Source organism: Streptomyces sp. NPDC002994 (assembly GCF_040611155.1).
Taxonomy (GTDB): Bacteria; Actinomycetota; Actinomycetes; order Streptomycetales; family Streptomycetaceae; genus Streptomyces.
Map to the genome: position 1 here is coordinate 24,616 of NZ_JBEXNQ010000024.1, position 23,342 is coordinate 47,957.

22 protein-coding genes are annotated in these 23,342 nt (G+C 72.1%); 14 read left to right on the top strand and 8 right to left on the bottom strand.

The features are described 5' to 3' along the window. Window positions 1–64 precede the first annotated feature (64 nt). Window positions 65–1,312: an MBL fold metallo-hydrolase gene (locus tag ABZX79_RS27935; protein ID WP_355263382.1), complete on the bottom strand. Its 1,248-nt coding sequence runs from the start codon at window positions 1,310–1,312 to the stop codon at window positions 65–67. Between the two features lie 273 nt (window positions 1,313–1,585). Between ABZX79_RS27935 and ABZX79_RS27940 the strand changes: the two genes are divergently transcribed. Genes ABZX79_RS27940 through ABZX79_RS27960 form a run of 5 tightly spaced genes read left to right on the top strand, consistent with a single transcriptional unit; the run spans window position 1,586 to window position 9,296 of the window. Next, window positions 1,586–2,743: an acyl-CoA dehydrogenase family protein gene (locus tag ABZX79_RS27940; RefSeq protein ID WP_355263385.1), complete on the top strand. Its 1,158-nt coding sequence runs from the start codon at window positions 1,586–1,588 to the stop codon at window positions 2,741–2,743. Window positions 2,744–2,759: 16 nt separating this feature from the next. Beyond that, a complete protein-coding gene (locus tag ABZX79_RS27945) occupies window positions 2,760–4,532 on the top strand; it encodes a thiamine pyrophosphate-dependent enzyme (protein ID WP_355263388.1) in 1,773 nt (590 codons plus the stop codon). Then, window positions 4,529–5,713, top strand: coding sequence for a Glu/Leu/Phe/Val dehydrogenase dimerization domain-containing protein (locus ABZX79_RS27950; RefSeq protein ID WP_355263391.1), 1,185 nt, complete (start codon window positions 4,529–4,531; stop codon window positions 5,711–5,713). The genes ABZX79_RS27945 and ABZX79_RS27950 overlap by 4 nt, the downstream gene beginning before the upstream one ends. Beyond that, the gene (locus ABZX79_RS27955; RefSeq protein WP_355263394.1) at window positions 5,710–8,478 is read left to right on the top strand and encodes an acetate--CoA ligase family protein; all 2,769 of its coding nucleotides are present in this window, start codon (window positions 5,710–5,712) and stop codon (window positions 8,476–8,478) included. Before ABZX79_RS27950 ends, ABZX79_RS27955 begins: the two co-directional genes overlap by 4 nt. Next, the gene (locus ABZX79_RS27960; RefSeq protein ID WP_355263397.1) at window positions 8,475–9,296 is read left to right on the top strand and encodes an SDR family oxidoreductase; all 822 of its coding nucleotides are present in this window, start codon (window positions 8,475–8,477) and stop codon (window positions 9,294–9,296) included. The genes ABZX79_RS27955 and ABZX79_RS27960 overlap by 4 nt, the downstream gene beginning before the upstream one ends. Before the next feature lie 22 nt (window positions 9,297–9,318). On the opposite strand, the gene ABZX79_RS27965 is transcribed toward ABZX79_RS27960, so the two are convergent. Both ABZX79_RS27965 and ABZX79_RS27970 read right to left on the bottom strand, forming a co-directional pair. After that, window positions 9,319–9,777, bottom strand: a complete 459-nt coding sequence (locus ABZX79_RS27965) for a hypothetical protein (RefSeq protein WP_355263400.1) — start codon at window positions 9,775–9,777, stop codon at window positions 9,319–9,321. Further along, window positions 9,767–10,081 carry a hypothetical protein gene (locus ABZX79_RS27970; protein ID WP_355263403.1) on the bottom strand — a complete coding sequence of 105 codons (315 nt, stop codon included), beginning with the start codon at window positions 10,079–10,081 and terminating at the stop codon, window positions 9,767–9,769. The genes ABZX79_RS27965 and ABZX79_RS27970 overlap by 11 nt, the downstream gene beginning before the upstream one ends. A 323-nt stretch (window positions 10,082–10,404) precedes the next feature. Between ABZX79_RS27970 and ABZX79_RS27975 the strand changes: the two genes are divergently transcribed. Further along, window positions 10,405–10,980: a sigma-70 family RNA polymerase sigma factor gene (locus tag ABZX79_RS27975; protein WP_355263406.1), complete on the top strand. Its 576-nt coding sequence runs from the start codon at window positions 10,405–10,407 to the stop codon at window positions 10,978–10,980. After that, on the top strand, window positions 10,977–11,687 hold the full coding sequence (locus tag ABZX79_RS27980; protein ID WP_355263409.1) for a zf-HC2 domain-containing protein: 711 nt from the start codon (window positions 10,977–10,979) through the stop codon (window positions 11,685–11,687). The genes ABZX79_RS27975 and ABZX79_RS27980 overlap by 4 nt, the downstream gene beginning before the upstream one ends. 11 nt (window positions 11,688–11,698) lie before the next feature. Here ABZX79_RS27980 and ABZX79_RS27985 read toward each other — a convergent pair whose 3' ends face one another. Together ABZX79_RS27985 and ABZX79_RS27990 are read right to left on the bottom strand one after the other, a co-directional pair. Then, window positions 11,699–12,283 (bottom strand): hypothetical protein, encoded by a 585-nt coding sequence (locus tag ABZX79_RS27985; protein ID WP_355263412.1) that lies wholly within the window; start codon window positions 12,281–12,283, stop codon window positions 11,699–11,701. A 24-nt stretch (window positions 12,284–12,307) separates the two neighbouring features. Then, a complete protein-coding gene (locus ABZX79_RS27990) occupies window positions 12,308–13,876 on the bottom strand; it encodes an APC family permease (protein ID WP_355263415.1) in 1,569 nt (522 codons plus the stop codon). 188 nt (window positions 13,877–14,064) lie between these two features. On the opposite strand from ABZX79_RS27990, the gene ABZX79_RS27995 reads away from it, so the two are divergent. Continuing rightward, window positions 14,065–14,685, top strand: coding sequence for a TetR/AcrR family transcriptional regulator (locus tag ABZX79_RS27995; RefSeq protein ID WP_355263418.1), 621 nt, complete (start codon window positions 14,065–14,067; stop codon window positions 14,683–14,685). A gap of 48 nt (window positions 14,686–14,733) precedes the next feature. Here the strand turns inward: ABZX79_RS27995 and ABZX79_RS28000 are convergent, their stop codons facing one another. Next, window positions 14,734–15,465 (bottom strand): SIMPL domain-containing protein, encoded by a 732-nt coding sequence (locus ABZX79_RS28000; RefSeq protein WP_355263421.1) that lies wholly within the window; start codon window positions 15,463–15,465, stop codon window positions 14,734–14,736. 194 nt (window positions 15,466–15,659) lie between these two features. On the opposite strand from ABZX79_RS28000, the gene ABZX79_RS28005 reads away from it, so the two are divergent. Then, the gene (locus ABZX79_RS28005; RefSeq protein WP_355263610.1) at window positions 15,660–16,535 is read left to right on the top strand and encodes a carbohydrate kinase family protein; all 876 of its coding nucleotides are present in this window, start codon (window positions 15,660–15,662) and stop codon (window positions 16,533–16,535) included. Between the two features lie 18 nt (window positions 16,536–16,553). Here ABZX79_RS28005 and ABZX79_RS28010 read toward each other — a convergent pair whose 3' ends face one another. Beyond that, window positions 16,554–17,555 (bottom strand): DUF6745 domain-containing protein, encoded by a 1,002-nt coding sequence (locus tag ABZX79_RS28010; protein WP_355263424.1) that lies wholly within the window; start codon window positions 17,553–17,555, stop codon window positions 16,554–16,556. 77 nt (window positions 17,556–17,632) lie between these two features. Next, the gene (locus ABZX79_RS28015; RefSeq protein ID WP_355263427.1) at window positions 17,633–17,959 is read right to left on the bottom strand and encodes a hypothetical protein; all 327 of its coding nucleotides are present in this window, start codon (window positions 17,957–17,959) and stop codon (window positions 17,633–17,635) included. Between the two features lie 174 nt (window positions 17,960–18,133). On the opposite strand from ABZX79_RS28015, the gene ABZX79_RS28020 reads away from it, so the two are divergent. The 5 genes from ABZX79_RS28020 to ABZX79_RS28040 are packed head-to-tail and all read left to right on the top strand — an operon-like array spanning window position 18,134 to window position 23,340. After that, entirely contained in the window at window positions 18,134–19,084 is a 951-nt protein-coding gene (locus ABZX79_RS28020) for an STM4015 family protein (RefSeq protein ID WP_355263430.1), read from the top strand. 7 nt (window positions 19,085–19,091) lie between these two features. Next, window positions 19,092–20,063: an STM4015 family protein gene (locus tag ABZX79_RS28025; RefSeq protein WP_355263433.1), complete on the top strand. Its 972-nt coding sequence runs from the start codon at window positions 19,092–19,094 to the stop codon at window positions 20,061–20,063. Next, complete coding sequence (locus ABZX79_RS28030; protein ID WP_355263436.1) at window positions 20,044–21,201, top strand: STM4014 family protein; 1,158 nt, start codon at window positions 20,044–20,046, stop codon at window positions 21,199–21,201. The genes ABZX79_RS28025 and ABZX79_RS28030 overlap by 20 nt, the downstream gene beginning before the upstream one ends. Before the next feature lies 1 nt (window position 21,202). Then, entirely contained in the window at window positions 21,203–22,015 is an 813-nt protein-coding gene (locus ABZX79_RS28035) for an STM4013/SEN3800 family hydrolase (protein WP_355263613.1), read from the top strand. Next, window positions 22,012–23,340: an STM4012 family radical SAM protein gene (locus tag ABZX79_RS28040; RefSeq protein ID WP_355263439.1), complete on the top strand. Its 1,329-nt coding sequence runs from the start codon at window positions 22,012–22,014 to the stop codon at window positions 23,338–23,340. Before ABZX79_RS28035 ends, ABZX79_RS28040 begins: the two co-directional genes overlap by 4 nt. The last annotated feature ends 2 nt before the right edge of the window (window positions 23,341–23,342 follow it).

Here is a 23,342-nt window from a genome sequence, read left to right on the forward strand (position 1 = left end):
GCTCTGGTATGACGCCTCGTACTACAGACCGAAAACCCTACGGCTGCGGCGGCCTCCGGCAGCCCTAAACAGCGGGCGCGGTCTCCGGTTCGCCGGTACCTGCGATGCGACTGGAGTCCACCTTGCGCCCGGGGGCCGCGGGCATGCCGCCGCCTGTACGGTCCGCCGCCGGCCCTCCGGCGACCGCGCGCCACCACGGCGCGGAGGGCAGGGCTCGCGCCGAGGGCTCGAAGGGCTCGCCGGGGCGCGGCAGCGCGATCCGGGCTCCCGTGGCGGCGGCGGCCTTGACGGTGCCCTCGGCCGGTTCGGACCACGGGTGCGGGGCGAGGTTGAACGTACCCCAGTGGATCGGCAGCATCGGGCCGCTCGACAGACCGGCCGACGGACCGGCCGACGGACCGCCCTGGAGGTCCAGATGCGCCTGGATTCCCTCTGCGGGCGTCATGTGGATGTCGGGCCAGTACTCGCTGTACGCACCGATCTGGATCATGGTGGCGTCGAACGGGCCGTGCTCGGCGCCGATGTCCTTGAAGCCTTCGAAGTAGCCGGTGTCACCGCTGTGGTAGACCCGGTGCTCCGGTCCCGTGACGACCCAGGACGCCCAGAGCGTGTGCTGCTGGTTGCGCAGGCCGCGCCCGCAGAAGTGGCGGGCCGGGGTCGCGGTGAGGCCGAGCCCGGAGATCTTCACCGTGTCGTTCCAGTCCAGCTCGTGCACGCGGTCGGCGGGTACGCCCCAGCGCTCGAGGTGGGCTCCGACGCCGAGCGGCGCCGCGAAGACCGTGCGGGTGCCGGCGAGCGCCCGGATCGTAGGCATGTCGAGGTGGTCGTAATGGTCGTGGGAGATGACGACGGCGTCCAGCGGGCCGATCGACGCCAGGGGCACGGGGACGGGGTGCAGCCGCTTGGGCCCGGCGAAGGAAAAGGGGGAGCAGCGCTCGCCCCACACCGGATCGAAGAGCACGCGCCGCCCGTCGATCTCGGCGAGCACGCTCGAATGGCCCATCCAGGTGAGGCGCAGTCCGGTGGCGGGCGGCTCGGCCAGGTCGGTGAGGGTCGTGGCGTGAAGAGGTACGGGGCCGGCCGGCGCCCTGCGGCGCCGCTCCTCCTTGCGGAAGTAGACCTTCGCCAGTTCGAGCGTCGACCCCGAAGGTCTCGTCCGCGCGCCCACCGGGTTCTGGAAGACCCCGTTGGCGAAGTTGGGCGAGCGGCGGATGCGCTCCATCCGCTCCCCCGCCGGATCCGCGCCGAAGGCGGCGGTCCGCAGCGAGCGCAGCCGGGAACGCAGCGGTAGCAGAGCGTCAGCGCCGGTCACAGGACCTCCAGGGGCTCAGTGTCTTCGCCCATTATGAGCGCCGGGTAGGACAGCGCGGGAACGGGGTCGTTACGGGAGTGGGGGCGGGACGGCGTACGAGGCGGGGTGCGGCGCGCGGCGCGGAGCAGTCGCGGGACAGCCGCGGAGCATGGCCTGAACTGATTGGCGGTTCAGTAACCGATCTCGTTGACACGGGCGCTTCAGGCTCCAGATACTGACTGACGGTTCAGTTAATCCACCGTTGCGACGCCGCCGTCGTGCCTGGAGGCACCCATGTCCGACCTCCCCACCGAGCTCGTTCCGCTCAACGCGGAGCAGCGCGACATCGTCGAGCTCACCCGTACCTTCGCGCGTGAGGAGATCAGGCCGCGGGCGCGCGCCGTGGACGAGGCGGACACCGAGACGCCCTGGGACCTGTGGCGCAAGGCCGCCAAGGTCGGCATCACCGGATTCATGCTCCCCCAGGAGTACGGAGGCGGCGGTTTCACCGACGTCTTCACCCAGTGCCTCGTGCAGGAAGAGCTGTGCGTCGGGGACCTCGGCATCGGGAATCTGCTGTGCTCGAACGGTTTCTTCGCCGACCCGCTGATGGAGCTGGGCAGCCCCGAGCAGAAGCGTGAGTGGCTGACCCCGCTGACCGGGCCCGACACTCCGACGACGTCCTTGGCCACCACTGAACCCGGGTCGGGCTCCGACGCCGCCTCGATCGTCACGACGGCGACGCGCACCGCCGGCGGCTACCGCATCAACGGCCAGAAGTCGTGGATCTCCAACGCCGGAGAGGCCGAGCAGTACGTCGTCTTCGCCAAGACCGACCCCTCGCAGCGCTCGCGCGGCGTGACGGCGTTCCTGTTCCGCAAGGACACGCCGGGGGTCGTCTTCGGAGAGCCGATGCGCAAGATGGGGCAGCGCGCGATCGTCTGCCGCGAGATCTTCTTCTCGGACGCGTTCGTCCCCGACGCCGACCGCCTCGGCGACGAGGGGCAGGGCTTCAGCGGACTGATGCGTACGTTCGACATCTCGCGCGCCGTGCTGGGCGCGGCCGCGACGGGCGTCGCCAGGGCGGCGTACGAATACGCCCGCGACTACGCCAAGACCCGGCAGCAGTTCGGCAAGCCGATCATCGAGCACCAGGCGGTGGCGTTCCGGCTCGCCGACATGCGCACGCGCATCGAGCAGGCGCGGCTGATGACCTGGCGGGCCGCCAAGCGGCTCGACGCGGGCCTCGACGCGACGGCCGAGGCGGCGATGGCGAAGCTGACGGCCTCGGAGACGGCGGCGTACTGCACCTGGGCAGCCGTCCAGACGCTGGGGGGCTGGGGGTACTCGCGCGAGTACCCGGTCGAGCAGTGGATGCGCGACGCGAGGCTCGAAGAGATCGAAGAGGGGACCTCGGACATCATGCGCCTGGTCATCTCGCGGAGCGTCTGAGGTGGCAGCGCGAGGGGTGACATCCCACGGGCGTTACGGCCCCGAGGCCGCGATGACCGGCGGCGAAGCCCTGGTCAGGGCGTTGGCCGCGCACGGCGCCCGCATGGCGTTCGGTATCCCCGGCACGCACAACCTGGAGATCTACCGGCACCTGGAGCCGTACGGCATCCGGCATCTGACGCCCCGTCATGAGCAGGGCGCGGGGTACGCCGCCGATGCCTACGCCCGGGTCACCGGCCGCCCCGGGATCGCCATCACCACCACCGGGCCCGCCCTGCTCAACATCGCGGCGGCGGCGGGCCAGGCCTACTCGGACAGTGTGCCGCTGCTGATCGTCTCGCCGGGCATGCCGCTGCGCCACCCCCGGCAGCCGACCGGCATGCTGCACGAGATGCGCAGCCAGACGGAGGCGCTGCGCGGGGTCTGCGCCTTCAGCCACCGGGTGTCGACGGTCGAGGAGATCGGTGCGGCGGTCGCACGTGCCTTCACGCTCTTTCGCACCGAACGCCCCCGTCCCGTACACGTCGAAGTACCGCTGGACCTGCTGGAAACCGCGGAGCGGGTGGGCGGCGTACGTCTGGCGCCGCCGTCCGCCGAGCGGCGGCCCGGCGCCGCGCCCGTGCGGGAGGCCGCCGGTGCCCTGCTGGCGGCTCGTCGGCCGGCGCTGGTGCTCGGCGGCGGCGCCAGGGGCGCGGGGGCGGAGTGCCGCGCGCTCGCCGAGGAACTGGGCGCGTTCGTCGTGACGACGGCCAACGGCAAGGGGATTGTCGACGAGTCCCACCCGCTGTCGCTCGGTGTCTCGCTGCACAGTCCGTCCGTACAAAAGGCGCTGGCGGACTGCGATGTGGTCCTGGCCGTCGGGACGGAGCTCGCCGAGTCGGACCTGTGGTCGGCACCGCCGTCCGCCCTCGGCGGGACGCTGATCAGGGTGGACGTGGACCCGGCGCAGATGTACGCCGGTCTGCCGGCGGACGTCACGCTCGTCGGGGACGCACGTGACGCGCTCGGGGCCCTGGGTGAGGCTGTCGCGCGGCTACGCCCAACGGTCGCGAACGGCGGCGGGGCCGCCCAGGCCACTCCCGAGCGCCACCCCGGGGGCGTGTCCGAGGCCGACAGCGGTCTCACGGCCGCCGGGACCGAGGAGTCGGCCGGCGACAGTGCTGCGCCCACCGCGCACGGTTCTGCCGCGCACGGTTCTGCCGCGCACGCCGTCGTCGCGCTGCGCGGCGAGCGGGACGCGGAGACGGCTGCCCGGGACGCGCGGTGGATTCCGTACCTGCGCGCGATCCGTGGCGTGCTGGACGAGGACGCCGTCATCACCTCGGACAGCGCGCAGTGCTGCTACTACGGCGCGATCCCGCACCTGCCCGTCGGCCCCCGTGGCCGCTACCTCCATCCGACCGGCTTCGGCACGCTCGGATACGCCCTGCCCGCCGCCATCGGCGCGAAGTCGGCGTATCCCGGGCGGCAGGTCGTCGCGCTGAGCGGCGACGGCGGGCTGCAGTTCACCGTGCAGGAACTGGCGACCGCCGCGCAGCTCGGACTGCCGCTGCCTGTCGTCGTGTTCGACAACGGGGGATACGGCGAGATCCGCGACGAAATGAAGGCCCGCGGCGACACGCCGACCGCCGTCGACCTGCCGCGCGTAGACCTGCCGGCGCTGTGCCGTGCGTACGGCGGCGACGGCACGCACGCCGCGTCCCCCGGGGCGCTCGCCGAGGCGCTGGCGCGGGCGCTGAAGACCCCCGGTCCGACCGTCATCACCGTTCCCGAGGAGAGCACCCTATGAACGCCCCCTTGATCTCGCAGACTTGGACCGATCACGTCACAGGGCGCCGGGGCTTCCTGGTCGTCGACCGGCTCGTACGCGGCGTGTCCAGCGGTGGCCTGCGCATGCGCGCGGGCTGCACGCTCGACGAGGTCGCGGGACTGGCCCGTGGCATGACGATGAAAGAGGCCCTCCACTACAACGCCGAGGGCCGTTACATCCCGCTCGGCGGCGCCAAGGGCGGCATCGACTGCGACCCGCGGGACCCCGAGGCGTACGGCATCCTGGTGCGCTATCTGCGCGCCGTGCGACCGCACATCGAGAACTTCTGGACGACCGGCGAGGACCTCGGCCTGACCCAGGACATCGTCGACAAGGCCGCCGCCGAGGCCGGCCTCGTCTCCTCCATCCAGGCCGTCTATCCGCTGCTCGACGACGAGAGCGCGGCGCGGCGGCGGCTCGCCGACGCGTTCGCCGTCGAGGTCGACGGCATCGGGCTCGACGAGCTGGTCGGCGGCTGCGGGGTCGCGGAATCGGTGCTCGCGACGCTCGACCGCGCGGGGGTCACGTACGAGGGGACGCGTGTCTCCGTACAGGGCCTCGGCACGATGGGCGGCGCGACGGCCCGCTTCCTGTCCCGGGCGGGGCTGAAGATCGTCGCCGTGGCGGACGTGAAGGGCACCGTCGCGAACCCGGACGGGCTGGACGTCGAAGCGCTGCTCGGCGCGCGCGACGCGTACGGGGCGGTGGACCGGGGCGTGCTGCGCGCCGGGGACCTCGAACTACCGGGTGATGCCTGGCTGTCGGCGGAGGCGGAGGTGCTGATTCCGGCGGCCGTCTCGTACGCCGTCGATGCCACCAACCAGCAGCGCATCGGCGCCGCCGCCCGCTGGATCGTCGAGGCGGCCAACATGCCGGTGCTGCCGGAGGCGGAGCTGCTGCTGGCGGAGCGCGGGGTGAGCGTCCTGCCGGACGTCGTCGTCAACTCCGGTACGAACGCCTGGTGGTGGTGGACCCTGTTCGGCGACATCGGCGCCGACGCGGACGAGGCGTTCGCGTACACGCGGCGCTCGATGCGCGCGCTGATCGACCAGATGCTGGCGCGGGCCGAGGCGGACGGCACGACGCCGCGCGCCGCGGCGCACGCGATCGTCGCGGACCGCCTGCCGGTGATCGCGGAGCGGTTCGGGTGGTACAGGTGACGCGCACCGGCCTGGACGCCCTTTTCGACCCCACCTCCGTAGCGGTCGTCGGCGCCTCCGCCAACCCGGAGAAGTGGGGATACTGGCTGGCCTCCGGGGCGCTCGAAGGACGTGCTCGCCGTACGGTCCACCTGGTGAACCGGCGCGGCGGCGAACTGCACGGCGTGCCTTTCCTGCCCGGCCTGGACGGCCTGCCGGACCCGCCGGAGCACGTGGTCGTCGCCGTACCTCCGCGACAGGTGAGGCCCCTGGTGGCCGAGGGTCTGGTGGCGGGGGCCCGCTGCTTCACGGTCATCACGTCGGGCGCTGCGAGCGCGGACGAGGAGCGTGAACTCGCCGCCCTGGTCACCGGGGGCGGGGCCCGGCTGCTGGGCCCCAACTGCATGGGCGTGGTGGACACGACGACCGCCCTGCGCCTGAGCTGGGGCGACTTCCCGGCGGGTGCGGTGGGCCTCGTCTCGCAGAGCGGCAATCTGGCACTGGAGATCGGCAGGCTGCTGGCCCGCGCCGGCCAGGGCTTCTCGCGCTTCGTGTCGCTCGGCAACCAGCGCGACATCGACGCGGCGGACGCGCTGGACGCGCTGATCGCGCACGGCCCCACGCGGATCGTGGCGGCGTACGTCGAGGACTTCCGCGACGGCCGCCGCCTGGCCCGCACCCTGACCGCGGCCCACGCGGCGGGCAAGCCGGTGCTGCTGCTGACGGTGGGCCGCAGCGAAGCCTCGGGCCGCGCGGCGGCCTCCCACACCGGAGCCCTGGTCAGCGCCCGCGCGACGGTGGAGGCGGTGTGCCGCGACGCGGGGGCACTGCTGCTGGACACGGCGGGCGAGCTGGTCGACACGGCGATATGTCTACTGGCGGCGCCGGCACGGGGGTCGGCGCCGCGACCGCCGGTGGAGGGAGTCCTGAGGGACGCGTCCCCCTCGGGCAACGGACCGCCCGTCGCGGCGGCCCCCGGCGGGAGGCACACCGTGACCGCCGAAGCGGCCGCACTCTCCCACCACGTGCGGCACATGCGCGAAGCACGCGGCGGCCCGGGAAACGCGTCCGACGCGGAGAAGGAGCGGGCGGCCTCCGGCGAAGCCCGGGACAGGGCCGAGGCCGACGGCAGGCGGCGGCTGTCCAAGCCGGACGCCCGACAAGACGCATCCAGCGATGCCCGGGACACGCCCAATACCGGCCCCGGCACGGCCAACACCAGCGACCGGCCGGACCACGCAGGCCCCGGAACACGTGACGCCGCCCCCGAAGCAAGCGAAACCCACAGCCAACCCCGCACAGCCGGTCCGGTCACGGAGGCCGACGGCAGCCGGCAGCTGTCCGACGCGGACCCACAGCGGGCCGCCTCCGGCGAAGCCCGGGGCCGAGCCGGCGCCAACGGCCGGCTGGACGCGGCAGGCCCCCGAACACGTAACGCCGCCACCGAAGCAGGTGAAACCCACAGCCAACCCCGCACAGCCAGTCCGGTCACGGACGCCGACGGCAGGCGGCGGCCCGGCCTCGGGTCGCAGGCCCGGGTGTTGCCGGCAGGGGGCCGCGGGGGCCCGCTGTCTACGGGGAATGCGCAGGGGGCGGAAGCGGATCCTGGTGGCGGGCGGCGGCGAAGACTGCGGGTCGCCGTCGTGGGGGACAGTGGGGGGCAAGGTGCCCTGGCTGCCGATGCGTTGGTGGCGCTTGGGATTGACGTGCCCGGGCTGTCGGCCGGCACCTCGCGCGAGGTCGCCGCTCATCTGGCCCCCGGTGCGGCCTGCGGCAACCCCGTTGATCTCGCCGGGGCCGGCGAGGCGGATCTGGCCAACTATGCCCGTATCGCGCGCGCGTTGCTCTTCGGCGGCGACGCCGACGCCGTCGTACTCACCGGATACTTCGGCGACTACGCCACCTCCAACCCCGCCCAGGCGGAGGAGGAGTGCGAAGTCGCGCTTGAACTCGCCGCAGCGGCGCGGGAGTCCGGGCGGCAGCTCGTCGTGCACACCATGGCGCGCGACTCCCCCGCCCTCGCCGTACTACGCGCGCACGCCGTGCCCGTGTACGAGCGGATCGAGCAGGCCGCCACCGCCCTCGCCGGAACGGCCCGGCTACGCGCGGCCGTCGTGGCGGCTCCGGCCGCCTCGCCCGTCCCGGCCTCGTTCGCCGTGCCCGACGGCGGTTACGAAACCGTGCGTGAGCTGCTCGCCTCGTACGGCCTCACCTTCCCGGTGGCCGGCTTCGTGACGACCGCCGACGAGGCGGCCGACGCGGCGCACCGCACCGGCTACCCCCTGGCCCTCAAGGCGATGGGCCTGGCCCACAAGACGGAGGCGGGCGGCGTCGCCCTCGGCATCGCCGACGAGGAGCGGCTGCGCGCCACCTTCGCGCGGATGCGGTCCACCACCGGCGCCGCCCGCTACGCCGTGGAGGCGATGGCCTCTCCCCCGTACGCCGTCGAACTCATCGCCGGCGTGCGGCGCGACCCCGCCTTCGGCCCCGTCGCCATGGTCGGCATCGGCGGAGTCACCGCCGAACTCCTGGCCGACACGGCCGTCGCGCTCGCACCGCTCACGCCCGGCCGCGCCCGCGCGTTGCTGCTGTCGCTGCGCCATGCCCCGCTGCTGACCGGCTGGCGCGGTTCGCCGCCCGTACATCTGGACGCGGCCGCCGCCGCCCTGTGCGCGCTCGCGCAGGCCGGCGCTGAGCATCCGGAGCTGTCCGAGCTCGAAGTCAATCCCCTGCTGGTCCACCCGGGCGGCGCGATCGCCCTCGATGCGCATGGAGTGCTCCGATGAGCAAGAAGAACGACGCCAGTGGTTCCGGGTTCGCTGGGCGTACGTACATCGTGACCGGTGGCGGCAGCGGCATCGGCCGCGCGATCGCCCTCGCCCTCGGCGCGGCGGAGGCCCGGGTCGTCGTCGCGGGCCGTACGCCCCTGAAGCTGGAGGAGACGGTCGCTCTGATCGAGAAGGACGGCGGGCAAGCCCTCGCCGTACCGACCGATGTCCGGGATCCCGCGGCCGTCGACGCGCTCGTCGCGGCCGCCACGAGCCGTTTCGGTCAGCTGGACGGCCTGGTCAACAACGCCGCGGGAAACTTCGTCGCGCCGGGCATCGACATCAGCCCGAACGGCTGGCGCGCGGTCGTCGACATCGTCCTCAACGGCTCGTACTACTGCACCCGCGCCGTCGCCAGGCAGCTCCGCGACCAGGGCACCGGCGGTTCCGTGCTCTCGGTGATCGCGACGTACGCCTGGCACGGCCACCCGGGCACGGTCCATTCGGCCGCCGCGAAGGCCGGGGTCCTCGCCATGACCCGTACGCTCGCGGTCGAGCTCGCCCCCCTCGGTATCCGGCTCAACTGCATCGCCCCAGGCCCGACGGAGACCGCGGGTGCGGGCGCCGCGCTGTGGGCGACGGACGAGGCGCGGGCCGAGGTGCTGGCGACCGTTCCCGCCGGGCGCTTCGCGGCGCCGGCTGAGATCGCCGACGCGTCGCTGTTCCTGCTGGGTGAGCGGGCGTCGTACCTGACGGGCGAGTGCCTGACGGTGGACGGCGGGCAGTGGCTCGGCAAGCAGGTGTACGGACGGACCGGGGCCACCGCCGCCTCCTGACCCCCCTTTGCGTGTGGCGCCCTCAATCGTCGGACGGGCCGCGACGGAGCCCCTCCGGCGCTTGAGGGCGTGCTTCCCGTCCGCGATGCCGCAGGTCGTACGCCAGTAGGGTCAGCGCCGTCAGGGCCACCACCCCTGCCGATTCGACGGCGATGGTGGGCCACACCAGTTCCGCGTCGAGGGACTCCAGGAAGCCGAACAGGCCGATGGTGAGGCTGGCGACCAGCGCGGCCAGCGTGCCGGCCGTGAACAGCGCTCCCAGGGCGGCCGGAACGCCGACGTAACGGGTGGGGAAGACCAGCAACGCCAGGGTCAGCAGGGCGCTGCCGATGGCGTTGAGCAGGAAGAGCACGCCGATGGTGGCCAGGTCCCGGTAGCCGCCGTCGTCCCAGAGGTAGAGGTGGATCGCGCCCATCGCCGCGGTCAGCGCGGCACTTACCAGTCGCAGTGCGATCACGAACGGAGCACGCTCAGTAGCCATTGTTCCTCGACGGGGTCTCATTCACCGGCGCATCGCCACCGCCCACGGTGATCTCCGTCTTCATGCCCAGGTCCTCGTGCCCGCCGACGGGGCAGTAGACCTCGTGCGTGCCGGACTTCAGGGTGACCCTGAGCGTCTCGGAGGCTCCGGGAGCGAGCGTCTTGGTGCGGTGCTCCCCCGAGGGGCCTTCGATCTCCAGGGCGTGGTCGTGCTTGCCGTTGTTCTTGGCAACGAAGGTGTAGTCGCCCGCCTTGAACGTCTTCTCCGACAGGGTGATACGGAAGTCGGTCATGTCGGCGTTCACCCGGGTGACTCCCGCTTGGGTGCTCGTCTCCGGGGGCGCGGATGTCGTCGCATCGCCTCCGTTGCCGTTTCCGTTTCCGTTGCCGCCCCCGCAGCCCGCCAGCACACCTGCCAGGGCTGCAGCCGCGAGCCCCAGTCCCGCGCGGCTTCGAGTGAGTGTCCTTGCCATGGCTCAGCCCTCCGCAGGAGTTCCGTCGTGTCCGTCGTGTCCGTCGTGCAGTGGATACGGATGAACCGCGCCGATGGATTGGCGGGAGAATGGCGAGTGTGACTTCCCGTAGAGGCGGAGCAATCCCTTCGGGGAGGCCGGCCGTATCCACTGGTATGCGGAGAATGGGCCTCCCCCTCGGACGCGCACCGGACGAGGCACTGCTGTCAGGTCTGACGACGGGCGACCCCGAAATCGCCGTCGCGTTCGTACGCCGCTTCCAGCGCACGGTCTTCGGCGTGGCGATCGCCGTCGTCGGCGATCCCCAGCTCGCCGAGGACATCGCGCAGCAGACGTTCGAGCGTGCGTGGCGGCACGCCCAGGTGTACGACTCCCGCCGCGGGTCGGTGAAGACCTGGCTGACGACCATCGCGCACAACCTGGCGATCGACGCGGTCCGCGCGCGCAGGGCCACGCCCGTCGCGCCCGAAGACCTGGACGCGCTCCTCGACATCATGACCGACACCCCCGAACGGCAGGCGCTCGCCGACGAGACGGCGGCCCGGATACGAACGGCGGTGACGGCCCTGCCCCGGGAACAGGCCCGCGCCTTGGTGATGGCCGGGATCTACGGGATGACCGCCCAGCAGATCGCCCGGTTCGAGCGGATTCCGCTGGGCACCGCCAAGACGCGGATCAGGACGGCGATGCGCAAACTGCGCACGGCCCTCGGGAGCGAGGTGAGCCGATGACGAGCGCGGGAGGAGGCATGACCTGCGACCGGATGCGGGACCTCGCCGCCGAGCTGGCGCTGGGCATTCTGCCCGCCCAGGAGCGGGCGCAGGCGGTCGCCCACCTGGACCGCTGTCCCGGCTGCCGGCAGGACATCGAGCAGCTGACTCTCGTCGGAGACGGCCTGCTCGGTCTGCTTCCGGGCACTGAGCCACCGGTCGGCTTCGAGACCCGCGTCGCGGAGCGGATGGCCCCCTCCCGGCCGGAGACGTCCCGCCGACGCCTGCGCCGGCGTCTGCGGGTCACAGCGGCCGCGGCCGCGCTCGCGCTCGCGTGCGGCTTCGGCGGCTGGGCCGTCGGCACCTCTTTCGACGACGCCCCCGCCCCCTCGTCGCAGCTCCAGGGGCAGCCGGTTCTCCTCGAGGCGGCCCTCGTCGCGGGTGTCCAGGAGGTGGGCCGGATATACCTCTATCCCGGTTCGCCGGGCTGGGTGTACATGTCCGTCGACCTCAAGGACGGCGAGTACGGCGACGACGGAAGTGTCGTCCGCTGCCGGCTCGAACGCTCCGACGGCACCACGGTCCCCATCGGCTCGTTCACGCTCAAGGGCGGCTACGGATACTGGGGCGCCCCGGCCCCCGTAGACCCCGCGACGGTGACCGGCGCGCGGCTGCTGGCCCCCGACGGCTCCGTACTCGCCACCGCGAACTTCCCGCCGCGTACCTGATCCGTGCCCAGCTACACCGTGGTCCTCGCGGTCACCAGCCGATGGCCCCCCAGGACCGCGGCGAGCTCGGCGAGGAACGGCTCCGACAGCGGCGGCCAGTTCCACAGGATCATTCCCAGGTGAGCCACCGCGACCGGCGGGTCGATCTTCCACGCGAGGAAGCCGGACCGCTCCCCGCACCGCACGCAGACCCCGCTGCCCGGGCCCGTACCGCCGAACCAGGCGTACAGGTCGTCGAGCAGCGGGGCCCATGCGCGCGTCCACATGTCGGGGCCGCTGTCGGCGGGCTCGGTGGTGGCGCCGCAGTGCGGGCAGGTCGCCGTCCAGAGGTCAGCGCTCACGTACACGCGGCGCTCGATCTCCATGCCGACACCGCACGCCCCGCCCACCGTCACCTCGGCCACCTCGTCCTCGGTGACGGCGCGCGCGGCGTGCGGTCCCGGCGGCCTGCCGAGCTCGTCGCCGAGCAGGCAGTTCGTCAGCTCGCCCTGGACGATGCCCCGGTGCTCCAGCCAGTCCATGACCCGGCCGGCGAGCACCGCGGCTTCCTCCGGCCGGGCGTCCAGGTCGGCCACCCATACGTACGCATCGCCCATGCGCCGCACGCTATCCGGTAATCCTCACCCCTTCGCGCGGCGGGTCTTCGCCCCCAGCGCGTAGAAGAGCAGCCCGATACCCAGGAACAGCAGCAGCGGTACGACCTGGCTGAGCGTGTACTGGAGCCGTTCGCCCGCGAAGGCCTCGGGCAGCGAGTCGGCGGCCGTCCCCTCGGTGCCGAACCAGCCGACGCCGAAGCCCGGCCAGATCAGTACGACGACGGTGAAGGCGACGAACCCGGTCGCGAGCGAGGTCACGAGCCACGCTCCGGCGCGACCGCCCGGGACGGCGTACGGGCGCGTGACGTCCGGGTACTTGCGGCGCAGCACGACCAGGCTGGGGAAGGTGATGACGTACGAGATGAAGGTGGTGCAGATCGTCAGGCCGAGACCGGCCGCGAAGTACTTCTCGCCGTCGCCGGCGGTCAGGTTGAGTGCGACGACGAAGAGCAGCGACGCGAGGACGGCGGAGAGCAGGTTCACCCGTACCGGCGTGCCGTGCTTCTCGGAGATCGCCCCGAGCCAGGCCGGGCCCGCTCCGTCGGCGCAGGCGACGGCCTGGGCGCGGTGGGCGCCCATGGCCCAGGTGACGCCGCTGGTCAGGAGGCCGATGATGAGGCCGGCCGCGGCGATTCCGCCGAATACGGAGCCCGCGCCGGTGAGGGTGACCGTACCGTCGGCGGCGATCGAGCCTCCGTAGACGGTGAAGACGGCCTTGCAGGCGTCGATGAAGCCGCCGAGGCTGCCGATGTCCTCGCTGGGGAGTACGAAGAGGATGCCGAGGATCGGGCCGCCGTACAGGACGAGGGAGGCGAGGCCGGAGCGGAGGATCGACAGGGGGATGTCGCGGCGGGGGTTCTTCATTTCCTCGGCGGCGGAGCTGGGGAGTTCGAAGCCGACGAAGTTGAAGATCAGGACGGGGACGAGGGCGACGAAGCCGACGTAGGTGGGGGCGAACTCACTGGCCGGCAGGGTGTGTACGCCGTTTTGGGCGGCGAAGACGACGACGGAGACCAGGAAGAAGCCGAGCAGTACGATCCGGGCGATCGCGCCGGTGATCGGCACCCACTTGCCGATGCGCACGGACTGTACGACGGCGAGCGCCCCGCCCCAGATGAAGACGAGTCCGGCGGCGTACTTCCAGAGTCCGGGCAGCGGAGTGAAGAACTCCTCCCAGGTGGTGAGGGCGATGATGCACAGGCTGCCGCCCACCCAGACCGGGTTGGAGATCCAGTAGAGGATCTGGTTGACGCCGGCGGTGAGCCGCCCGAAGGCGAGCCGCGTCCAGACGTACGGGCCGCCCTGCACGGGAAAGGCGGAGCCGAGCTCGGCGACGAGCAGGCCGTACGGGAGGAAGAAGGCGACAGCGAGGATCGCCATCCAGGTCAGACCTTGGGGGCCCTGCGCCGCCACCGATCCGATGGTGTCGAGGCCGACCAGCGTACATATGAGGAAGAAGAGGACATCGAGGCGGCGCAAGTCCTTGTGCAGCCTGCCGCGCTGTTCGCCCCAGCCCTCGGAGAGGTCGGGTGCTGCGTCGGCTGCTGCTGCTCTTGCGGTTGCTTCTGTCCGGGAGGGAGGTGCTTGGGTCACGGGGCTGACTCCTACGGCGGTACGGGGGAGGGCGTACAGGCGCGGCACTTCTTCACACTTCACACTTCGCACTGACTGAATGGCCAGTCAGTAGAGGCGACTGTGGCCCGCGCCACAGTGCGCTGTCAAGGGTTCGTCGGCATCCGTGAGACCGGCCTGGTCAAGTGACCCGTGTGTAGGGTTACCGCGTGGCAAGAGTCCGGTTGAGCGTGGAGGAACGGCGCGAGGAAATGCTGCGCGCCGCAGTCGAGCAGATCGAGGCGCGGGGCGTGAGCGCCGTACGTATCGCCGACGTCGCCTCGGCCCTCTCCGTGAGCAACGCGCTGGTCCTCTACCACTTCTCGACCAAGGAGAAGCTCGTCGCGGCCGCCTTCGCGTACGCCGCCGAGGGCGATCTCGCGCAGCTGCGCAAGCTGCTCGGCCGTCGTACCAGCGCCGTCCGCAGGCTGCGCGCCGCGGTCCGGTGGTACGCGCCCACCGGACAGGCCAAGGGGTGGAAGCTGTGGATCGAGGGCTGGGCGGCCTCGCTGCGTGAGCCGGCCCTCCGCGAGGTGGCCCGTGATCTGGACCAGCGGTGGAAGGCGGCGCTGGCCGAGGTCATCGCGGAGGGCGCGGAGGCAGGTGAGTTCCGGTGCGAGGACCCCGTGTCCGCGGCCTGGCGGCTGACCGCCCTGCTGGACGGACTCGCCGTCCAGATGACGTCGTACGCCGGGTCCTTGTCCCGTAGCGCCATGCTGGAGTGGACCGACGACGCGCTCGCCCGCGAACTGGGCATCGACCGGGCGGCGCTGGCGGCGGCGGGGCGCTGAAGCCCCCGTCCCGTCCCGTCACGTCCTGTTCCGTCACGTCACGCCGGATCAGTCCAGTTCGTATACCGCGGTGACGGTGACCTCCTGCCGGACCTCGCCGGGCGCCACCTGCACCTTCCCCTCGTCGAACGCCGCGCCGGGCACGTCCAGCGGGCGGTGCACGCCGCTTCCCGTCTCGGCGAGCGACACGAGCCGCCCGAGCCGGCGGCCGCTGAGCCGCGCGTACTGCTCGGCCTTCGCGCGCGCGTCGGCGTGGGCAGCCTCGCGGGCGCCGGCGCGCAGGGCGGCCGGGTCCGCCACGTCGAAAGTGACGCCGTTGATCCGGGCCGCGTCGCCCGCCGCGTGCGTCACGGCTTCGACGACCGCGCCGGTCCTGCCCATGTCGCGGATCTTGACGGAGAACGACTGGCCCGCCTGATAACCGGTCAGCTTCGAGGACCGGTCGGTGTGCTGGTAGACCGCGTTCAGCGAGAGACCCTCGGTCCGTACGTCGCGGTCGGCGATGCCCTGCTTGCGTACGGCAGCGAGCAGCGCTTCGGCGGCCGCGGACTGGGCGGCCAGCGCCCGCTTCGCGGTGGGTTTCGTGGCCTCGACCGCAGCGGTGAGGACCGCCATGTCGGGGGCGGCCGACGCTCTGCCTTCGCCGCCCACGGAGACGGTAGCGGCGTCGGCGACCGGGGCGGAGGCAGTGTGGACCGCCCCGAAGGCGGGTGCGGCGACGCCGCCGATCAGCAGTCCACCGGTGAGCGCGGCGGCGGTGAGGGCCGTAGTCACGGACATGAAGTGGTCCTTCCCGAGGTAGGAGGGCCATCCCAGCACCGGCCACCGCCGGACGGGTCGCGCCACTCCAGCCCTGTCACCTCTCCGTACCAGCCATACTGTGCCTGAGCGGGGAGCCGGAAGGGGTTGCGGTGTCTGAACAGCAGTCTGAAGAGCAGTCCGACCAGCGTTCCGATCAGGCGGTGTACGACGTCCTGGTCGTCGGCGGCAGCGGGGTGGACACGGTCGTCCGTGTCGATTCGCTGCCCGTACCGGTCGCCGACTCATTCGGCGTGCCACCGATCCGCGAGTGGCCGGGGCATACAGGAGGCAATGTCGCGCTGGGCTGCCGGGCTCTCGGACTCGAGGTGAAATTCCTCGACTTCATCGGCGACGACTGGGTCGGCGGTCAGGTCAGGGAGCGGCTCGCCAAGGGCGGTGTCGACTTCGAGCCGCTGATCTCACCGGCGGGCACCCGCCGCGCGGTGAACCTCGTCGACAGCGCGACGGGCCGCCGGATGTCCTTCTACGACGCCCGCGACCCCGGCGATCTGCGCATGCCCCGCGACTTCTACCTCCCCCACCTGCGGCGGGCCGGGCATGTGCACCTGTCCATCATGGACTTCGCGCGGCACCTGCTCGACGACATCGAGGAGCTCGGCGTCCCGGTCTCGACCGATCTGCACGACTGGGACGGGCTCGCCGACCACCACCGGGAGTTCGCGCTCCGCTCCGACCTGGTGTTCCTCAGCGCGGCGGGAGCGGGCGAGCGGATCGCCGCCGTGATGCGCGACATCCTGCGCGAGGGCCGCGCCGAGGCCGTGGTGGCCACGGCGGGCGCGGGCGGCTCGTACCTGCTGACGCGGGACGGCAGCCGCACCCCGCGCCCGATCCCCGCGACCGTGCCGAAGGGCCCGGTGGTGGACTCCAACGGCGCCGGGGACGCGTACGTCAGCGGGTTCCTGTACGGGCGCCTCGCCGGCCGGGGTCTGGAGGAGTGCGCCCGTCTGGGCGCGCTGGCCGGCGCGCACGCCTGCACGACGGAGGGCAACACGGACCTGATCGGACCGGGTGACCTCCTCTCCTCCTAGAGCGAGGCATGGGCCTCCTCAGGTCTGCCGCACCGGCTCGTACGCCTCCTGGCCGAGCCCGAACGTCCAGGCCACCCCTTCCTTCGCGGTCCTCGTCCTGGGCGGCACGCGCAGCCAGTACGTCCGGTGTGTGCCGTCCGGCTCGGGGGTGGAGTTGACCACCTCGACCATCACCACGTCCTCGTCGCCCCGCAGTGCGATGCGCCAGAGGATGCCGGTCTCGTCCCGGTGCAACGGCTGGGCGTCGGACTCGCTGAGATAGCGGTCGTAGCCGTAGTGCTCCAGCATCACGCGGCGCAGCTCGGCGTTCTCCTCCGCCCGGATGCGCTCGGGTGTCAGCGACGTGAGCTCGTCGAGGAACGCGGCGGGTACGGGCATGCCGCGCCAGGCGTACAGCGCGAAGCCGTCGGGGAAGGCCAGGGCGGGGCCGTCGCCCCGGTCGAGCCGTCCCGCCTCGTCCCGGTGGAGCTCCACCGGCCGTTCGCTGATCACCACGGTGTTCTCGTACGGCCACCACCAGCCGGCGTGCCTGGCCACCTGGGCCAGTCCGGCGAGCCGGTCGCCCCGGCCGTCGAACGCCGCGAGCCAGGCGGCGTCGTGCTGACCGAGCACGGCGTCGAGCATGACCAGCCGCACATCGGTCTCGTCCTCCGGGCGCTCCATTAGCTCGGCGACGACTCCGGCCCGTATCCGCTCGGCCAGCTCCCGGGTGGTGTCCCACAACTGGGCTCCGGTGGCGGACCAGAGATCGGCCCAGCCGCCGGGCCCCAACTCGTCATGCAGGCGGCGCCGTTCCTCCGCCCACGGCCCGGTGCGCACCTCATCACGCACGGATCTTCCCGCACCGGTGAGCCGTTCGACGGTCTCGACCGCCGCCTTGGGCGAGGCGGCCCAGACGATCCGCTCCGGCTCCGCGAGACCCGCCGTGCGGTAGGCGAGCCGCACGCCCTCCTCGGCGGCCGAGCGGTCCGCGGCGCCGGTCGCCGCCGCGACGGCCCGCCAAGTGTTCACATGCTCCATCGAATTCCCTGTCCCCTGATCCCTGATCCCTGATTCCTGGCCCTTGTTTTCGCGTCGTCCCCGGTTTCCGGGCCCGCTCAGTCCGCGACGATACGGACCGATCCCGGTACGTACTCGCGCTGGCGCACCACCCGGTACCAGCCCTTGGGCAGGGGTATCGCAGCGTGCTCCTCGTGCACGACCCGTCCGCCGTCGGGCAGATGGAGCAGCATCGGATCGAGCGGGCCTGCCTCCCGCAGCAGCCTTCCGGGTCCCTGCACCGCGTGTGCGTGCCCCGTGACTTCGCCCAGAGCCAGCACCAACCGGCCCCGCGCGTCGCGTCGTTCGCCGGACGCGTCCGCCAGATGTGCCGGGACCGCCGACTCGTCCAACGGCACGATCAGTACGTCCCCTTGCCGGTACATGGCTGTCTCCCCTCCCGGGCCGCACACCCTGTGCCGACCACGGGGAAAACGCTACGGGCAGGGTCTGACAATCGTCGCTGACCTGGGAAAAGGAACCCGCTGGCGGGATTGTCAGTGCCGCTTGATAAACCTTTCGCACGTCAGTCACTCGCACAGTGTCAGGAGACCAGGGCCATGTCCGGTGTGGACCATCTGCAGGAACTGCTCGGCCTCCCGGCCGTCGACTTCCATCCCGACTCACCCTCGCCGTTGCCCGCCGCGGACGCCGCGGCGTGGCGCATCTCCGTGAACCCGTACGAGGACGAGGACGGGCCGTGGGAGGAAAGGTTCGAAGAGTTCCTGAAGACCGTCGATCCCGCGCGGGTACGCGCGCTGATCATCGGCCAGTGGGGCGAGGCGACCGACCAGGATTCGAGCTACCCCATCAACCTCGTCATCGCCGCGGCCGACCGGCTCACCTCCCTGGAAGCCATCTTCGTCGGCGACCTGACCCAGGAGCAGTCCGAGATCTCCTGGATCGAGCAGTCCAACGTCACGGGCCTGCTCAGCACCTTCCCCCGACTGCTGGAGTTCGGTGTGCGCGGCGATCCAGGCCTGCGCTTCCCGCCGGTGCGGCACGAGCGCCTGCGCTCGCTGGTCTTCGAGTCCGGCGGTCTGCCGGCGACGGTCGTGCGCGGCGTCACCGAGAGCGAGCTGCCCTCTCTGGACCACCTCGACCTGTGGCTCGGCGTCTCCGAGTACGGCGGCGACACCGAGATCGCCGACCTCGCGCCGCTGCTCTCCGGCACCCTCTTCCCCGGGCTGCGCCATCTCGGCCTGCGTAACAGCGAGATCCAGAACGAGATCGCGGCGGCTGTGGCATCGGCACCCGTCGTCGCCCGGCTGGACACCCTCGACCTGTCGAACGGCACCCTCGGCGACGAAGGCGCCGCCGCGCTGCTCGAAGGCCAGCCGCTCACCCATCTCGAACACCTCGATCTGCATCACCACTTCCTCTCCGAGGAAATGGAGCAGCGGGTGGCCGAGGCCCTGGAGCCCCACGGCGTAAGTGTCGACCTGTCGGACCGTCTGGAGCCGTGGGACAACCGCGGCGCCGAGGGCCGCTACACCGCAGTGGCGGAGTGAGCCGGACATGACCGACATCGAGCACCCCGAGACCTTCCACGGGCTCCCCGTCTTCACGCTCCCCGAACCCGGCGACGAGCACGCCTCGCCTCTCCCGCCCGCGGACTCCGTGGCCTGGCGTCTGGACTGTCTGTGGAACGAGGACAATCCGTTCGCCGAGCTGTGGCCGCGCTTCCTCGCCTCCGTCGACTCGACGCGGGTGCGTGCGCTGCTGATCGGCCCCTGGTGGCACGGCGACTACGAGCACCTGCGTCCCGTCCTGGAGCGGATCCTCGCGGACGCGGACCGTTTCCCCGCGCTGCGCGGCCTGTTCCTCGCCGACGTCATCAGTGAGGAGTGCGAGCTGTCCTGGCTGGAGATGACCGACCTCACGCCGTGCATCGAAGCGTTCCCACGACTGGAGGAGCTGATCGTGCGCGGCTGCGGCGAGTCGCTCACCGACAGGGAGAAGCTGTCCCTGCGGCCGGTCCGCCACGACGCGCTGAAGGTGCTCCGCTTCGAATCGGGCGGTCTGCCCGGCTCCGTCGTCCGGGCCGTCGGTGCCTCCCGGCTGCCCGCCCTGGAGCGCCTGGAGCTGTGGCTGGGCGTCACGCACTACGGAGGTGACGCGACGGTCGCCGACCTCGCTCCCCTGCTGTCCGGCCGCACCTTTCCGCGCCTGCGCCACCTGGGCGTGCAGAACAGCGAGATCCAGGACGAGATCGCGACAGCCGTCGCCGCCGCTCCGGTCGTCGCCCAGCTCGACTCGCTGGCCCTGTCGATGGGCACTCTCAGTGACTCCGGCGCACAGGCTCTGCTCGACGGACAGCCGCTCACGCACCTGAGTGAACTGGACCTGCACCACCACTACATCACCGAGCCCGTCCAGCAGCGCATACGCAAGACGCTCGAACCGCACGGCGTGCGGCTGAACCTCGACGGACCCGACTACTGGGACCCCGAGGACGACGAACCCCGCTATGTCGCCGTCGACGAGTAACGGAAACAGCCGGGAGCCGCGCTTCGCGGTCGTCGGCAACCCCGCCAACCGCCGCGTCGCGCTCTTCCAGGACGCCGTGGCCGCCGCCGGGCTCCCCGCCGCCCGGGTCGTCCCCTGGCTGGAGGTGCTCGGGGGCCGGGCAGCCTTCCGGCCGGGCGAGACCGTACGGATCGACTCGCCCGGCGAGGATCCCGACGTCGAACGGCTGCTGCGGGGCGTCGGCGACGCCACCCGGGTGGAGGGCTCGGCGCGCTGGTACGAGCGGTTCACCGAGGCCGTACGGGAAGTGGGCCGGGTGGCCGCGGGCTGCACCCTGCTCGACGACCCCGAGGAGCTGGCGGTGCTGTTCGACAAGCGGCTGTGCCATGCCGTGCTGCACGACGCGGGCGTCCCCGTGCCGCCGTCGCCCACCTCCGGTCCCACAGGACCGGTCGTACGCGGCTGGGCGGACGTACGCGAACTGCTGCGCGCGCACCGTATGCCGCGTGCCTTCGTCAAGCTCGCGCACGGCTCGTCGGCCTCCGGAGTGCTGGCCGTCGAAACGGCGGGCCCGGGCCGCGTCCGGGCCACCACCTCCGTGGAGCGTGATCCGCAGGGCCGGCTCTTCAATTCCCTGCGGGTACGCCGCTGTACGACCGAGGGCGAGGTCGCGGCGATCGTTGACGCGCTCGCCCCGGACGGACTCCACATCGAACGCTGGCTGCCCAAGGCCGCCCAGCGGGGCCGCGCCGCCGACCTGCGGGTCGTCGTGGTCGGCGGCAGGGCGACGCACGCCGTCGTACGAACCAGCCGCTCCCCCATGACGAACCTCCATCTCGGCGGCACGCGCGGCGACCTCGACGACGCCCGCGCCGCCATGGCCACGGCGGGCGGAAGCTGGGACGAGGCCATGGACGTGTGCGAGCGGGCCGCCGCCTGCTTCCCCCGCACTCTCTGTGTGGGCGTCGATCTGCTGCCCGCCGTGGGCTGGCGCCGCTTCGCCGTCTGCGAGGTCAACGCCTTCGGCGATCTCCTGCCACGCCTGACCGGCCTGCCGGGCAGCGGCGCCGAGGGCCTGGACACCTACGCGGCGCAAGTCGCCGCCGCACAGCAGCGCGCCGTACACCGCACGACAAGGAACCATCATGCGACCACCTGACATGAACGAGATCGTCGGCAGCCACGATCTTCTGCTCGTCACCCTCGACACCCTGCGTCACGACGTCGCCGCCGAGCTCGCCGCCGCCGGCCGCATCCCCAACCTTGTCCGGCACCTGCCCGGCGGCGTATGGGAGAAGCGGCACGCCCCCGGCAGCTTCACCTACGCCTCGCACCAGGCGATCTTCGCGGGCTTCCTGCCGACGCCCGCCGCGCCCGGCCCCCATCCCCGGCTGTTCGCCGCGCGCTTCGCGGGCAGTGAGACCACCGCCGAGCGCACCTTCGTCTTCGACGCGCCCGATCTCGTCTCCGGCCTCGCGGACGCCGGCTACCGCACCGCGTGCATCGGCGGCGTCGGCTTCTTCAACCGGCAGGGCGCGCTCGGCTCGGTGCTGCCGGGGATGTTCCAGGAGAGCCACTGGGAACCGGAGTTCGGCGTGGCCTCGCCCACGTCCTTCGAGGCGCAGGTCACCCGGGCCGAGCAGGTCGTCGCCGGACTCCCGGCGGACCAGCGGCTGTTCCTGTTCGTCAACGTCTCCGCCCTGCACCAGCCCAACTGGTTCCATCTGCCCGGCGCCACCCGCGAGGCCGGTGACTCCCGCGCCACCCACGCGGCCGCTCTGGAGTACGTCGACCAGCACATCGGCCGCCTGTTCGCCGCCGCGAGCAGCCGCCGCCCCTGTTTCACCATCGTCTGCTCCGACCACGGCACGGCGTACGGCGACGACGGCTACAGCGGCCACCGCCTCGGCCACGAGGCCGTCTGGACCGTCCCCTACGCCCACTTCACTCTCGATCAAGGGGCCACCCCATGAGCACCACGCCGCCCCGCCCCTACCAGAGTTACGTCTACGCCTACCCGCACAAGACGGCGTACCGCGAGCTGAAGAACCGCCCCGCGCTCCGTGACCTGTGGGCCGACGAGCCCAAGAACGCTCTCTCCCTCTACCTCCACATACCGTTCTGCGAGGTCCGCTGCGGCTTCTGCAACCTCTTCACCCGGATCGGCGCCCCCGACGAACTGACCGGCCGCTACCTCGACGCGCTCGACCGCCAGGCCACCGCCGTCCGCGAAGCCCTGGGCGACGACGGAGTCGGATTCGCCGCCGCGGCATTCGGCGGCGGCACCCCCACCTTCCTCAACGCCGGCGAGCTCGAACGGCTCTGCGACATAGCGGAGAAGCGGATGGGCGCGGAGCTGAGCTCCGTACCCCTGTCCGTCGAGGCGTCCCCGGCCACCGCGACCCCCGACCGTCTCGCCGTGCTCGCCGAACGCGGCACGACCCGCCTCAGCCTCGGCGTCCAGAGTTTCGTCGACTCCGAGGCCCGCGCGGCCGTGCGCCCCCAGCGCCGCGCCGACGTCGAGACGGCCCTCGCCGCCGTCCGCGACGCCCGCATCCCGGTCCTCAACATCGACCTCATCTACGGCATCGAGGGCCAGAGCGCCGACACCTGGCGCGCCTCGCTCGACGCGGCGCTCGCCTGGCGGCCCGAGGAGCTCTACCTCTACCCCTTGTACGTACGCCCGCTCACCGGCCTGGGCCGCCTCGGCGCCGAGGCCGACGCCGCCTGGGACACCCAGCGGCTGCGCCTCTACCGCCAGGGCAGGGACCACCTCCTCGCCCACGGCTACGAGCAGGTCTCGATGCGCATGTTCCGCCGCACGGACGCGCCGAAGCAGGCGGCGGACGACTACGCCTGCCAGACCGACGGCATGATCGGCCTCGGCTGCGGAGCCCGTTCGTACACCTCCGCGCTCCACTACTCCTTCGACTACGCCGTCGACATGCGCGAGATCCGCACGATCATCGACGACTACACCGCCACGGAAGACTTCTCCCGCGCGGAGGTGGGCCGGTACGTCGACGCCGACGAGGCACGCCGCCGCCACCTCCTCCAGTCGCTCCTCCAGGCCGAGGGCATGCCCCTGTCCGGCTACCGCGAACGGTTCGCCGCGGACCCGGCCGCCGACTTCCCCGCCGAGCTCGACCGCTTCGCCGACCGCGGCTGGCTCGACGACAGCGCGCCGAAGGGCCTGCTCCGCCTGTCCCCCGAAGGCCTCGCGCACTCCGACGCGCTGGGCCCCGAGCTCTTCTCCAACTCCGTACGGGCCGCCATGGCCGCGTACGAACTGAAGTGAGC